The sequence below is a fragment of the Micromonospora andamanensis genome (assembly GCF_016863495.1).
Taxonomy (GTDB): domain Bacteria; phylum Actinomycetota; class Actinomycetes; order Mycobacteriales; family Micromonosporaceae; genus Micromonospora; species Micromonospora andamanensis.
This window is the reverse complement of record NZ_BOOZ01000008.1, coordinates 114,930-128,868: the sequence shown is the minus strand read 5'-3', so window position 1 is coordinate 128,868 and position 13,939 is coordinate 114,930. Positions and strand designations below refer to the sequence as shown.

Below are 13,939 nucleotides of genomic sequence, written 5' to 3'. Positions count from 1 at the left end.
CCGGCCACCCGTTGGGCCGAACCCACCCCCACCTGGCCGAACAGCGACGATGATGGGCCCGTGGGGGCACTCGTGACGTTGGACCTGCCGGCCGACTCGCCGATGCTGGACCTGCCGTGGATCATCACGTTCGGTCCGCTCAGCGACGCCGACGAGTGGGAGCCGGTGGTGTGCGGCCCGTACGAGCGAGCGCACGCGTTGGCGTTGGCCGAGGCGCTTGTCGCTGACGAGCAGCTGATGGCGGTGGTGGAGCCGCTGGTGCCGGCGGTGTCGGTGGAGCAGATCCGCGGGGAGATCGCCGCGGCGCAACTCGCCGCCCAGGACGAGGTGGCGCGGGTGGACCAGGCCGACCTGTACGGCGACTACGAGGACACCATCGACGAGGAGGAGCTGGAGGCGGCCGAGCACGACCGGGCGACCGGCCCGCTGCCGGCACCGGACGTGGCCGAACTGCGTGCCGGGTTCGCCCGGATCGCGGCCCGACTCACAAGCGGCTGAGCCGGCCCTCGGTCGACCGGATCACAGGTGCCGGTGCCCGGGGGATCGCCCCGGACACCGGCACCGTCGCACCCCCCACCACAAGGGGTCGTGCCCAGCCGCCCGGCGGCGCGCAGCACGCCGGACGGCCGAGTCGGTGACGGGCTTACCCGTTCATTACCGCTCGAACCACACAGCCGCGTCGACCGGCAGCAGGTGCCCGCCGTCGCGTTCGGTGAGCGGCGCGCTGGCGACGAGCGGTGTGCCGTACCCGTCGATCACCACAGGTGCGTCGCTGATGTTCACCACGCCTGTCAGCACGGTGCCGCCGGCCTCGCGCTGGAAGGCGAGCACCCCGGGGCCGGTCTCCAGCCAGGTGATGCCGCCGACGCCGGCAAGCGCCGGGTGAGTCCGGCGGATCCGCAGCGCCGCGCGGTACAGCTCCAGCGTGGAGCCGGGTGTGCCGGCCTGCGCGGCCACCGAGAGGGCACGCCAGGTCGTGGGGGCTGGCAGCCAGCTCAGCTCGCTGCCGGCGGGCCCGAAGCCGTACGGCGCGAGTTCGCCGCTCCACGGGATCGGTACCCGGCAACCGTCCCGGCTCTCGCCGGTGCGCAGGAAGGCCGGGTCCTGACGCAACTCGTCGGGCAGGTCGAGCACCTCGGGCAGGCCCAGCTCCTCACCCTGGTAGAGGTAGGCGCAGCCGGGCAGGGCGAGCATCAGCAGCGCGGCGGCCCGGGCCCGGCGCCTGCCGATCTCGCCGTCGCCGTAGCGGGTGACGTGCCGTTGCCGGTCATGGTTGGACAGCACCCAGGTGGTCGGGGCACCGACGATCGTCGACTCGGCAAGCGCTGTGTCGATCACCTTCCGGAACGAGTCGGCCGACCAGGTGGCGTCGAGGAAGTCGAAGCTGAAAGCCTGGTGCAGCTCGTCCGGGCCGATGTAGCGGGCCAGCCGCTGCGGGGTCTCGGCCCAGGCTTCGGCGACCGCCATCCGACCGCCCGGGTAGCTGTCCAGGATGGGCCGCCAGGCGCGGTAGATGTCGTGCACCTCGTCCTGGTCGAAGTAGGGCAGCCGACCCTTGCCGAGCAGTTCGGACTGGCGTCGGCCGGTGGTCATCGAGTTGAAACCGACGTCCGGCAGCCCTTCGGCCTTGATCATGCCGTGGGCCACGTCGATCCGGAATCCGTCGACGCCCCGGTCCAGCCAGAAGCGGAGGATGTCCTCGAACTCGGCGCGTACCTCGGGGTGCCGCCAGTTCAGGTCAGGTTGCGCGGGGTCGAACAGATGCAGGTACCACTGACCGTCGGGGACCCGGGTCCAGGCCGGGCCGCCGAAGATGCTCTCCCAGTCGTTGGGGGGCTGCTCGCCGTGGTCGCCCTTGCCGTCGGCGAAGAGGTAGCGCGCCCGTTCGGGTGAGCCGGGCGCGGCGGCCAGCGCCGCGGTGAACCAGGGGTGCTTGTCGGAGGTGTGGTTCGGCACGATGTCGACGATGATCCGCAGGCCGAGCGTGTGGGCGTCGCTGATCATCGCCTCGAAGTCGGCGAGGTTGCCGAACATCGGGTCCACGTCGCGGTAGTCGGCGACGTCGTAGCCGCCGTCGACCATGGGCGAGGTGTAGAAGGGGGTCAGCCAGAGCGCGTCGACACCCAGTTCGCGCAGGTAGGGCAGGCGCTCCCGGATGCCCTGTAGGTCACCGATGCCGTCGCCGTCGGAGTCGGCGAAGCTGCGGACGTAGACCTGGTAGACGACGGCGGAGCGCCACCAGTCGGCGTCGGAGGTCAGCGGCGAGGGGGTGCTGACGGTCATCGGGTGTTCCCCGTTCTGTGGCGCGGGACGGCGGTACCCGGCGCGTGGGCGAGGTGGGGACGCACGGGTGTCTGAGAAGGATGCCGCGCCAGCCTTGCAAGAGTCAAGCATTTCTTGCGCAAGAGGGCCCGTCGGCACCCCCTGGTGCGGGCTACGTCACGTCGGGGCCGTCGCTGCGGTGGGGCGACGTCATGCCGGGACCGCGACTGCGGGCGGTGCCGGCCGTTGCCGGCCCGGGCTGCTCGGCGCGGACGCGCTGTCCTGCCGCGCCACGGCGGTGGACCCCCGTACCACGAGCTCCGGCCGGAACAGGTACTCCGAGTGCGGGGCGCCGTGCCCGTTGATCTCGTCGACGAGCGACCGCACCGCGGCGACAGCCATGGCGGCCACCGGTTGACGCATGGTGGTCAGCGGCGGGTCGGTGAAGGCCATCAGCGGCGAGTCGTCGTAGCCGACCACCGAGAGGTTTTCCGGCACCGACATGCCCCGCTGTCGGGCGGCCCGGATCGCACCGAGCGCCATCAGGTCGGAGCCGCAGACGATGCCTGTGGCACCGCGCTCGATCAGCCGGCCGGCCGCCGCCTCGCCGCCCTCGACACCGAACAGCGACAGCTCGGTCAGCTCGGCCAACTCGCTCTCGCCGACACCGGCGAGCCGCTCCATCGCCGCCTTGTAGCCGCTGACCTTGCGCTGCACCGGCACGAAGCGGTCGGGACCGGTGATCAGGCCGATCCGCCGGTGGCCCAGGGCCACCAGGTGGGCCACGGCCAGCTCGGCGGCCTCCCGGTCGTCACAGGAGACGAAGGGCGCGGGGATGCCCGGCGCGTATCCGTTGATCATCACGATCGGCAGCGGGCGGGCGAGCAGGGTCCGGTACCGGTCGTGGTCGGCGGCGGTGTCGGCGTGCAGGCCGGAGACGAAGACGATGCCGGAGACCTGCCGGTCCAGGAGCATCTCGACGTACTCGTCCTCGCGGACGCCGCCGGGGGTCTGGGTGCAGAGCACCGGGGTGTAGCCGGTCGGGGCCAGGGCCGACTCGATGATCTGGGCGAACGCCGGGAAGATCGGGTTGTCCAGCTCCGGGACGACCAGGCCGACCAGTCCGGCGCTGCGCTTGCGCAGCCGGGCGGGGCGCTCGTAACCGAGCACGTCGAGGGCGGTCAGGACGGCCTGCCGAGTCTCGGGTGCCACGCCGGGGCGGTCGTTGAGCACCCGCGACACCGTGGCCTCACTGACGTCGGCCTGCTGGGCGATGTCGGACAGGCGAGCGCGCATGGCGGCACTGTAGCTCACCGCCAAGTTCTTGCGCAGTGGCCAGCAAGAACTTGCAGGATCGAGCAGTGGGCGTCGGGAGCGTGCCCACGGAGCTTGCCTGCGGTGCCCCATCCGGGGACGATGAGTGCGCAGCGGATGTGCGAAGAGTGACAGTGGTTGGGAGCTCGGTCACCGCAGTCGGGGATGAAATGCCCAGACAGCGACACTTGTCGGCCATTGAAGTTGCGGATGGGGCACGGTTGTTGCAGGGGTGTTCGCAAGGGGTTTCTAGTTACGAAACTTCTTGCTACTGTCCCGCCGTTACCCGGCAGGCAACTTAGGAGCGAACATGCGCCGCACAGCCAGGGGTATCGCCGTACTCGCCTCTGCCACCCTCGCCCTTTCCGTCGCCGCGTGCGGCGGGGAGGACAAGGCGGCCGAGGAGCAGCCGGCGGTCGACCCCGCTTCCCTCACCGCAGAACTGACCTGGTGGGACACCTCGGACCCGAAGAACGAGGGTCCGGCGTTCCAGGAGCTGATCGCCAAGTTCAACCAGACCCACCCGAACGTCAAGATCAACTATCAGTCGGTCCCGTTCGGTGAGGCGCAGAACAAGTTCAAGACCGCCGCGCAGGCCAAGACCGGCGCCCCGGACATCCTGCGGGCCGAGGTCGCCTGGGTGCCCGAGTTCGCCTCGCTGGGCCACCTGTACGCGCTGGACGGCTCCGAGCTGCTCGCCGACGAGTCCGACTTCCTGGAGACCCCGCTCGCCTCGAACAAGTTCGACGGCAAGACCTACGGCGTTCCTCAGGTCACCGACAGCCTCGCGCTCATGTACAACAAGGAACTGCTGAGCGAGGCCGGGATCAGTGCGCCCCCGACGACCTGGGCCGAGCTGAAGACCGCGGCGCAGACCATCAAGGAGAAGACCGACGCCGAGGGTGTCTACATCAACCCGGCCGGCTACTTCCTGCTGCCGTTCATGTACGGCGAGGGCGGCGACCTGGTCGACACCGCCAGCAAGAAGATCGTCATCAACTCGGAGCAGAACGCGGCCGGGCTGGCGATCGCCAGGGATCTGATCGACAGCGGTGCGGCCGCCAAGCCGTCCGCCAACGACGCCTACGGCACCATGATGACCCTCTTCAAGGAGAAGAAGGTCGCCATGATCATCAACGGTCCGTGGGAGGTCAACAACGTCAAGCAGGCGCCGGGCTTCGGTGGCCTGGAGAATCTGGGCATCGCCCCGGTGCCGGGTGGCTCGGCCAAGGCCGGTGGCCCGGTCGGCGGCCACAACTACGTGATCTGGTCCGGCATGCCGCAGGAGAAGGTCGACGCCGCCGTCGCGTTCGTCAAGTTCATGAGCTCCGCCGAGTCGCAGGCATTCCTGTCGGAGAAGCTCGGTCTGCTGCCGACCCGCACCTCGGCGTACGACCTCGACGCGGTCAAGAACAACGCCACTGTCGCCGCGTTCCAGCCGGTCGTGGAGGCCGGTGTGGGCCGTCCCTGGATCCCCGAGGCCGGTCAGTTCTTCGGCCCGCTCGACCAGATGGCCACCGAGGTCCTGATCCAGAACAAGGACCCGAAGGCCGCGCTGGACACCGTGGCCAAGAAGTACAAGGCCGAGGTCGTCCCCTCCTACGAGAACTGATCTCACCGCCGGCTCCGGCCGGTGACCTCTCGGCACCCGGCAGGGTCGCGTGACCGTCTCCGGTCGCGGGGCCCTGCCGGACCTCCCCGCATGGAGCGCAGCTGATGACCACCGTGACAGCCGATCCGGCGCCGCCCTCGCCGCCGTCCGGCCGATCCGCTCGTCCTTCCCGGCTGCGTCGCAGCTGGGAGAAGCACTGGTACGCCTGGGCGATGGTGCTGCCCGTCGTCATCGTCCTGGCAGTTCTGATCTTCTACCCGCTGTTCCGCGGCATCTGGCTCTCCCTCACCAACCTCACCGAAGCCAACCAGGCCGCGGAGATCTGCACCAGGTCGATTACCGGTGGTGAGGTCTGTGCAGAGAACCCCAACAGGTGGGAGTTCGTCGGCCTCGACAACTACCTGAACGTGCTCAGCGGCAACGTCGGCGACTTCTGGCAGTGGACCGGCATCACGCTGATCTGGACCCTCGGATGCGTCGTGTTCCATTACGGCCTGGGCCTCGGCCTGGCCGTGATGCTCAACCGCCCGATGTGGGGCCGCGGCCTCTACCGGGTGCTGCTGGTGCTGCCCTGGGCGGTGCCGGCCTTCGTCAGCGCCTTCGCCTGGAAGTTCATCTTCAACGAGCGCTTCGGCCTGGCCAACTCGCTGCTCAGCTCGCTCGGCATCGACCCGGTCGACTGGTTCGCCAACCAGTGGACGTCGCTGTTCACCGCGATCATCACAAACATCTGGCTCGGCGTGCCGTTCATGATGGTCGCTCTGCTGGGCGGGATGCAGACGATTCCCGGCGAGCTGTACGAGGCCGCCGAGATCGACGGCGCGTCCGCCTGGCAGCGGTTCCGCAACATCACCCTGCCGGGCCTGCGCCCCGTCAGCATGACGGTGATCCTGCTCGGCACGATCTGGACGTTCAACATGTTCCCGATCATCTTCCTGGTGACCGAGGGTCAGCCGGCGGGCGGGACCGAGATCCTGGTGACCGGTGCCTTCCGGGCGGCGTTCGAGGGCATCCGCAACTACTCGCTCGCGTCCACGTACGGCGTGCTGATCCTGTCGATCCTGCTGGTGTTCTCGATGTTCTACCGGCGGGCGCTGCGCAAGCAAGGCGAGGTGTGGTGACATGAGCCAACTGACCACTCCCGCAGCCGCAACGCCGGCTGCCGCCGTCGCGGCCGCCCCGGCAAAGGCCGCGAAGCGGCCGGGCCGCAGCCGGCGCAGCCCGGCGAAGTCCCTGCTGCTGCACGGCACGCTGATCGTCGCCTCGCTTATCGCGCTCGGCCCGATCGTCTGGGTGCTGCTGTCCTCGTTCAAGCCCGGGTACGCGGTGCAGAGCAGCGACCTGACGTTGGTCAAGGACCCGACTCTGGCCAACTACAGCTATGTGCTGTTCGACACGAACTTCCCGAAGTGGCTGCTGAACTCGGTGATCGTCGCGGCGTTCACGATGCTCATCGGCATCTTCTTCTCGGCCACCACCGGGTACGCGGTCTCCCGGTTCAACTTCCCCGGGCGTCGTCCGTTGATGATGACCTTCCTGATCACCCAGATGTTCCCGGCGGCCATCCTGATCGTGCCGATCTACACGATCATGGCGCGGTTCGGCCTGATCAACACGTTGCCGGCACTGATCATCGCGTACCTGACCATCGCGGTGCCGTTCTGCGCCTGGATGCTCAAGGGCTATTTCGACTCCATCCCCACCTCGCTGGACGAGGCGGCGGCACTGGACGGCTGCGGCCCGTTCGCGATCTTCTGGCGGGTGGTGCTGCCGCTGGCCCGGCCGGCCATCGCGGTCACCGCCTTCTACACCTTCCTCACCGCCTGGGGTGAGGTGATGTACGCGTCGGCGTTCATCCAGACCGACAACAAGTTCACCCTCGCGTACGGGCTCCAGCAGTTCGTACCGCAGTTCAACCCGCAATGGGAGTACCTCACGGCGGCGGCGGTCCTGGTGACCGTGCCGGCGGGCGTGGTGTTCATGATCGCCCAGCGGCACCTGGTCTCCGGGTTGACCGCCGGCGGCACGAAGGGCTGACCGGCCGGGGCGCGGGCGGGCGCAGTTGACAGCGCCCGCCCGCGCCGACCGTGGTGGTGGTCAGCGCTGCTGGCCGAACAGGACGCGGACGCCGGAGAGATAGGTCGCCACGTCCGGGCCGCCGGTGATGATGCGTTGCAGGAACCAGCCCGGCAAAAGGCCGAACAGCGCTGCTGCCACGGCCGCCGGGTCGGCGTCGGCGGGCAGCTCGCCGGCTTCCTGGGCCCGTCTGACCAGCACCTCGAAGTGACCGCGAAGCTTGGTGTACCTGCTCGCCGCGAATTCGCCAAGCACCGGGTCCCGTTGAGCCTCGCCCCACACCTGGATTGCGATCCGCAGCACTCCGTCGTCGCCGGCCTGGTTCTCCATGTACGCCAGCGCGTACTCCAGCGCCTTGTCCAGCGGTAGCGGCGGATCCTGCCGGGCCAACTCGTCGAGAACCTCTTCGGCGCCGCCGATTGTCTCCTCGGCGATGGCGCTGATCAGGGACGCCTTGCTCGGGAAGTAGCGGTAGACCGCGCCGACCGAAAGCCCTGCCTCGGCGATCACGTCCTGCATCGTCGTGCGGTGGAAACCCTCCCGCAGGAAGCATCGGCGTGCCGCATCGACGATCTGACGGCGGCGGGCGGCGAGATGTTCCTCCGAGACACGTGGCACGGGTTACATCGTAGAACGAGCGTTCGTTCTTGACAGAGTTCGACGAGCGAGAGGACCCTGAGCCTATAAAAGAACGAGCATTCGTTTTTGGAGAGTGGAGCGATGTCGTCCTGGAAACCGTCACCCCTACTGCTGGCCGTCCTCGCCGCCGCCCTCGCGGTCACCGGACAGGCGCTGCTCGTACCCCTGTTCGCGGCTCCGGCGGCGAACGTGGCCCCACGCGACCTTCCGGTCGCCGTCGCCGGCCCGGCGCCCGCCGTGGCCGAGACGGCCGGACGGCTCGCCGCCGCGCGTCCCGGCGCCTTCGCGGTGACCACGCTGCCCGACGCGGAAGCGGCGGACCGGGCGCTGCGCGGCCGGGAGGTCTACGGCGCATTCGTGATCGGAGCCGACGGCATCACCCTGCACACCGCGTCGGCCGCCAGTCCCACGGCTGCCGCACTGCTCACTGAGGCAGCCGGCCAGTTGGGCGGAGGGCGGCCGGTCCCCGTGGTCGAGGTGGTACCGACCACCGCCGACGATCCTCGGGGAGCCGGCTTCGCTGCCGGCTTTCTCCCCCTGGCGATGACAAGCCTGCTCGCCGGTGCGTTGCTCGTCCTGCTGGTCGCCGGTGGCCTGGCGCGCCTGGTCGGGTTGGCGGCGACCGGCGTACTGGCGGGCCTGACGGGCGCGGTGGTCCTGGATGGCTGGCTGGGCGTCATCGCCGGGGACTGGCTCGCCGAGGCCGCCGCCATCGGCCTGTTCGCCCTGGCCACGTCGGCGGTCGTGGCCGGTCTCGGTGCACTCCTCGGGCGACCCGGCATCGGACTGGGCGCGCTGCTGGTCTTCCTGATCGGCAACCCGCTCTCCGCAGTCGGTGCCGCGCCGGAGTTGCTGCCCCAGCCGTGGGGCGCGCTCGGCCAGTGGCTGCCGGTGGGCGCCGGTGGCACGCTGCTGCGCTCGGTCGCGTTCTTCGACGGTGCCGGCGCCGGTCGCCCGATCGCCGTACTGGCGGGCTACGCGGTGGTCGGACTGGCGCTGGTACTTGTGGCATCCCGGATTCACCGGGGTGCCTCTACTACGAACCGTCGTTGATAGGGCAGGATGGGTCGGGTGGAAGCACTTCGACTCATCCTCCTCTACGTCCATCTGATCGGGTTCGCGTTGCTGCTCGGCGGCGCGATCGCCCAATATCTCACTGGCAAGATCCGGATCAACGCCGCCATGCTGTGGGGTTCGGTGATCCAGTTGCTGACCGGCATCGGCCTGAGCGCGCCCTTGCGCGACGGCGACGAGCCGGCCCCGGCGAAGCTTGTGACCAAGCTGGTGCTCGCTTTGCTGATCTTCGTCATGGTCTTCTTCTCCCGCAAGCGTGCCGAGGTCAACCGGGGGCACTTCCTCGCCATCGTGGGATTGACCCTGGTCAACGCGGCAGTGGCGGTCTTCTGGCGGTAGCCGGTGGCCAGCCCGGTCGACGGAGAAAAAGGGCCTTTCCGGCGCGCGTACGCCCGCCTCGCGGCACCCTGAGTGATGTGGCCCACCCAAGCATTACGTAGGGGTAACAGGCCTCCAACAGTCCTGCACGATTGTCGGTCGGCAGGTGGGCGCGGGCGTACGCTCTGCTCCCGTAACGTGGGACGCCGGCGGCAAGGCGCAGGCCGGCTCAAGGGCTGCCACCGCGTACCCCGCGGTGTGCAATGGGAAGGAGACGTCTTGCGCTCGGTGCGTGGGATGCGGATCGCCTCGATGATCGCGGCGGGTGGGCTCGTACTGAGCGCCGCCGCCTGTGGCGAGGCCCCGGATGAGGAGAACAACGCCGGCTCCGGCGGCGAGAAGTACACCGCCTGCATGGTCACCGATGTCGGCGGCATCGACGACAAGTCGTTCAACGCCTCCGCCTGGAAGGGCCTGGAGGACGCCAAGGCGGAGAACAGCAACATCGACATCAAGTACGTCGCGTCCAAGGCCGAGGCGGACTACGAGCCGAACCTCACCCAGTACGTGAACCAGGACTGCAACTTCATCCTGGCGGTCGGTGGCCTGATGGGTGACGCGACCAAGAAGATCGCCGAGGCGAACCCGGACCAGCAGTTCGGCATCGTCGACGCCGACCCGGGCGTGTCCAACGTCTACCCGATGCAGTTCGACACCGCCCAGGCCGGCTTCCTCGCCGGCTACGTCGCCGCCGGCATGACCGAGAGCGGCAAGGTGGGCACCTACGGTGGCCTGAAGATCCCGCCGGTGACCATCTTCATGGACGGTTACGCCGACGGGGTCGCCTACTACAACGAGGCCAAGGGCAAGGACGTCCAGGTTCTCGGGTGGAACAAGGAGACCCAGAACGGCTCCTTCACCAACGACTTCGTCAAGCAGGACGAGGGCAAGAAGGTGAGCGACGCGCTCGTCGCCCAGGGCGCCGACATCATCATGCCGGTGGCCGGCGGCGCGGGCCTCGGCACCACGGGTGCGGCCCAGGCCTCGGGTGGCAAGTACAACACCATCTGGGTGGACGTCGACGGCTGCGAGAGCACCCCGAACTGCCCGGCGATCATCACCACCGTGGTGAAGAACATCCCGGGCGCGGTCAAGGAGGCAGTGCTCAAGGCCGCTGGCGGCGAGCAGCTCCAGGCGGACCCGGGCTTCATCGGCACGCTGGCCAACGAGGGCGTCTCGATCGCCCCGTACCACGACTTCGAGAGCAAGGTTCCGGCCGAGCTGAAGGCCGAGGTCGACAAGCTGAAGGCGGACATCGCCGCCGGCACCGTCAAGGTCGAGTCGGCAGCCCAGCCGAAGTGACCCGTCGCCGGCCGTCCCCGGTGAGACGATCACCGAGGGCGGCCGGCGAGCAGATCCACACCTGATCCGGCCGCTGCGGCACGGGGGAGACCCGCCGTGCCGCAGCGGCCGGTCCGCGCCACCGGTCCGGCCGACGCCGGGTCCGCTCGCCAGCAGCTACGCTGCACCATCGCTTCGCACTCCAGGAGGTTGCGCTGAGACTCGAACTGCGCGGCATCACCAAGCGGTTCGGTGATCTGGTCGCCAACGACCACATCGACCTGACGGTGGAGCCTGGAGAGATCCACGCCCTGCTCGGCGAGAACGGCGCGGGCAAGTCGACCCTGATGAACGTGCTGTACGGGCTCTACCAGCCCGACGAGGGCGAGATCCTGGTCGACGGCAAGCCACTGAAGCTGCGCGGCCCCTCCGACGCGATCGCGGCCGGCATCGGCATGGTGCACCAGCACTTCATGCTGGTCCCGGTCTTCACCGTCGCCGAGAACATCATGCTCGGTGCCGAGCAGGTGCGCGGCGGCATCGCCGGGTTCCTGGACCGGCGCCGCGCCCGGCGCGAGGTCGCCGAGGTCTCCGAGCGGTACAACCTGCGGGTCGACCCGGACGCGGTGATCGAGGACCTGCCGGTCGGCGTCCAGCAGCGAGTGGAGATCGTCAAGGCGCTCACCCGGGACGTCGACCTGCTCATCCTCGACGAGCCCACCGCCGTGCTCACCCCGCAGGAGACCGAGGAACTGCTCACCGTGATGCGGTCGCTCAAGGCCGCCGGTAAGTCGATCGTCTTCATCACCCACAAGCTCGGCGAGGTCAAGGCGATCGCCGACCGGATCACGGTGATCCGGCGCGGGAAGACTGTGGGTACGGCGTCGCCCGAGGCGAGCCGGGACGAGTTGGCCGCGTTGATGGTCGGCCGAACCGTCCGGCTCACCGTGGACAAGACCCCGGCCACCCCCGGCGGGCCCGTCCTGGAGCTGTCCGGCCTGGTCGTCGACGACGACCGCCAGGTCCGCGCGGTGGACGGAGTCGACCTGACCGTACGCGCGGGTGAGGTGCTCGGCGTCGCTGGCGTGCAGGGCAACGGCCAGACCGAACTGATCGAAGCGATCATGGGTCTGCGCCCGGTGCTCGCCGGCACGGTCACCCTGGACGGGCAGCGGATCGACGGCTGGTCGACGAAGAAGGTGCTCCGGGCGGGCGTCGGCTACGTGCCGGAGGATCGCAGCGTCGACGGCCTGGTCAAGGAGTTCACCGTCGCGGAGAACCTGGTGCTGGACATGTACGACAGGCCACCCTTCGGCCGCGGTCTGTCGCTGCGGCCGGACGAGATCGGCAGGTCGGCACGGGAACGGATCGAGCAGTTCGACGTGCGTACCTCGTCGGCGGACGCACCTGTCGGCACCCTCTCCGGCGGCAACCAGCAGAAGGTGATCGTGGCCCGGGAACTGTCCCGGCCGCTGAAGCTGTTCATCGCCGCCCAGCCGACCCGGGGGGTGGACGTCGGCTCGATCGAGTTCATCCACAGCCGGGTCGTCCACGAGCGCGACATCGGCACCGCAGTGCTCGTCGTCTCCAGCGAGCTCGACGAGGTGATCGGGCTGGCCGACCGGATCGCGGTGATGTACCGCGGGCGGATCATCGGCGTGGTCGGCCCGGACACGCCCCGCGAGGAGATCGGCCTGCTGATGGCCGGCATCACCCCGGACGCGACGGGTGGCTCCCCGGCCGACGGGGCCGGGCCGACGGCGACCACCGACCCGGACGTGGTGGCCACCACCGACGCGGACGTCGTGTCCGACACGGGCACCCCGGCGACCACCGACCGGGACGTCCCGGCCACCACCGACGGCGTGGTGTCGGCCGAGGGGCCGGGCAGCGAAGACGAGAAGGACCGATGAGCGAGCGAACCATCAGGCACGGCGGCCCTGCGGCGGCACGGAGCGGAGCGGAGTTGCCGGCATGAGTGACCCCAACGCCCAGCCGGGTTCCCCGGACAAGGAACCGGCGAGTGAGGACCAGGCCGCCCGGACCGCGCTCGGCAGCACCGAACGCGCGGAGGCGGCCACCACCCCCGGTGGGCCGGGACCGCGCCCCACGCTGGGGCGGCTCTTCCTGGAGAACCTGTGGGCCGCCAACACCTTCACGGTGACTCTGCTCTCGCTGGTGCTGGCGATGATCGTCGGTGCCATCCTGATGATCATCTCCGACCCGGAGGTGCTGGCCACCTACAGCTACATCACCGCCCGCCCCTCGGACGCGATAAATGCCAGCTGGACGCTTGTCAGCGAGGCGTACGCGAACCTGTTCAAGGGCTCGGTCTTCGACCCGGCCGCGAACAGCTTCAACTCGGCGTTGAGCCCGATCTCGGAGACCCTCACCTACACCGCGCCGCTGGTCTTCACCGGCCTGTCGGTGGCGCTGGCCTTCCGCGGCGGCCTGTTCAACATCGGCGCGCAGGGGCAGGCGACGATGGGCGTCATCCTGGCCGCGCTGGCCGGCTTCCTGCTGCCGCTGCCGCCCGGGCTGCACCTGCTGGTCGCCGTCCTGGCCGGCGCGATCGGCGGGGCCATCTGGGGTTTCATCCCGGGCATCCTCAAGGCGCGGACCGGTGCCCACGAGGTGATCAACACGATCATGCTCAACTACATCGCTGTCTACTTCCTCACCTGGTTGATCGTGCAGAACGGGGTGCAGGACCCGAACCGCACCGACGCGATCAGCCGGCCGGTCGACGCCTCCGCCCAACTGCCGCGACTCTTCGGTGACGGGCTGCGCGCCCACGCCGGCATCATCCTGGCCGTGCTGGCCACCTGGGCGGTCGCCTGGCTGCTCAACCGCTCCACCCTCGGCTTCGAGCTGCGAGCGGTGGGCGCGAACCCGGACGCCGCCCGCACCGCCGGCATGAGCGTCACCCGGACGTACGTGTTGATCATGGTTTTCGCCGGGGCGCTGGCCGGTTTCGGCGGCTCGCAGATGGTGCTCGGCACCACCGCCGCCGCGCTGACCCCCCTGGTGGTCGCGCAGATCGGCTTCGACGGCATCCTGGTCGCCCTGCTCGGTCGGGTGAAACCGTGGGGCGTGGCGCTGGCCGCACTGCTGTTCGGCGCGTTGCAGGCCGGCGGCAACCGGATGCAGTCGTACTCGGGGATCTCGCTGGAGCTGGTCACCGTGCTCCAGGCCCTGATCGTCATCTTCATCGCCGCGCCGGCACTGGTCAAGGCGATCTTCCAGCTCCGGGCCGCGCGGGCCGCCCGGTTGCAGACGAGCCTCGCGAAGGGCTGGTGAGGC

12 protein-coding genes are annotated in these 13,939 nt (G+C 69.4%); 9 read left to right on the top strand and 3 right to left on the bottom strand.

Translation table 11 applies throughout. The annotated features are described in order from the left end of the window. Positions 1 to 60: 60 nt before the first annotated feature. Positions 61 to 498 (top strand): hypothetical protein, encoded by a 438-nt coding sequence (locus tag Van01_RS10400; RefSeq protein WP_204004997.1) that lies wholly within the window; start codon positions 61 to 63, stop codon positions 496 to 498. Between the two features lie 156 nt (positions 499 to 654). Here the strand turns inward: Van01_RS10400 and Van01_RS10395 are convergent, their stop codons facing one another. Then, positions 655 to 2,283 (bottom strand): glycoside hydrolase family 13 protein, encoded by a 1,629-nt coding sequence (locus Van01_RS10395; protein WP_204004994.1) that lies wholly within the window; start codon positions 2,281 to 2,283, stop codon positions 655 to 657. Between the two features lie 189 nt (positions 2,284 to 2,472). Beyond that, positions 2,473 to 3,558: a LacI family DNA-binding transcriptional regulator gene (locus Van01_RS10390; RefSeq protein WP_204004979.1), complete on the bottom strand. Its 1,086-nt coding sequence runs from the start codon at positions 3,556 to 3,558 to the stop codon at positions 2,473 to 2,475. A gap of 328 nt (positions 3,559 to 3,886) precedes the next feature. Here Van01_RS10390 and Van01_RS10385 point away from each other — a divergent pair, with 328 nt between their 5' ends. The 3 genes from Van01_RS10385 to Van01_RS10375 all read left to right on the top strand — a co-directional run bounded on the left by Van01_RS10385 (position 3,887) and on the right by Van01_RS10375 (position 7,225). Beyond that, the gene (locus Van01_RS10385) at positions 3,887 to 5,188 is read left to right on the top strand and encodes an extracellular solute-binding protein (RefSeq protein ID WP_204004977.1); all 1,302 of its coding nucleotides are present in this window, start codon (positions 3,887 to 3,889) and stop codon (positions 5,186 to 5,188) included. Between the two features lie 104 nt (positions 5,189 to 5,292). Then, entirely contained in the window at positions 5,293 to 6,309 is a 1,017-nt protein-coding gene (locus Van01_RS10380; RefSeq protein ID WP_204004974.1) for a carbohydrate ABC transporter permease, read from the top strand. Between the two features lies 1 nt (position 6,310). After that, positions 6,311 to 7,225 (top strand): sugar ABC transporter permease, encoded by a 915-nt coding sequence (locus tag Van01_RS10375; RefSeq protein WP_204004971.1) that lies wholly within the window; start codon positions 6,311 to 6,313, stop codon positions 7,223 to 7,225. A 60-nt stretch (positions 7,226 to 7,285) separates the two neighbouring features. Here Van01_RS10375 and Van01_RS10370 read toward each other — a convergent pair whose 3' ends face one another. Beyond that, complete coding sequence (locus Van01_RS10370; protein ID WP_204004969.1) at positions 7,286 to 7,882, bottom strand: TetR/AcrR family transcriptional regulator; 597 nt, start codon at positions 7,880 to 7,882, stop codon at positions 7,286 to 7,288. 102 nt (positions 7,883 to 7,984) lie between these two features. Between Van01_RS10370 and Van01_RS10365 the strand changes: the two genes are divergently transcribed. The 5 genes from Van01_RS10365 to Van01_RS10345 all read left to right on the top strand — a co-directional run bounded on the left by Van01_RS10365 (position 7,985) and on the right by Van01_RS10345 (position 13,936). Next, positions 7,985 to 8,956: an ABC transporter permease gene (locus tag Van01_RS10365; RefSeq protein ID WP_204004968.1), complete on the top strand. Its 972-nt coding sequence runs from the start codon at positions 7,985 to 7,987 to the stop codon at positions 8,954 to 8,956. A gap of 18 nt (positions 8,957 to 8,974) precedes the next feature. Then, positions 8,975 to 9,316 (top strand): hypothetical protein, encoded by a 342-nt coding sequence (locus Van01_RS10360; RefSeq protein ID WP_204004966.1) that lies wholly within the window; start codon positions 8,975 to 8,977, stop codon positions 9,314 to 9,316. A 276-nt stretch (positions 9,317 to 9,592) separates the two neighbouring features. Further along, positions 9,593 to 10,657 (top strand): BMP family lipoprotein, encoded by a 1,065-nt coding sequence (locus tag Van01_RS10355; RefSeq protein ID WP_204005057.1) that lies wholly within the window; start codon positions 9,593 to 9,595, stop codon positions 10,655 to 10,657. Positions 10,658 to 10,818: 161 nt separating this feature from the next. Next, positions 10,819 to 12,549, top strand: a complete 1,731-nt coding sequence (locus Van01_RS10350) for an ABC transporter ATP-binding protein (RefSeq protein ID WP_308442374.1) — start codon at positions 10,819 to 10,821, stop codon at positions 12,547 to 12,549. Positions 12,550 to 12,610: 61 nt separating this feature from the next. Continuing rightward, positions 12,611 to 13,936: an ABC transporter permease gene (locus Van01_RS10345; protein WP_204004964.1), complete on the top strand. Its 1,326-nt coding sequence runs from the start codon at positions 12,611 to 12,613 to the stop codon at positions 13,934 to 13,936. Positions 13,937 to 13,939: the final 3 nt, after the last annotated feature.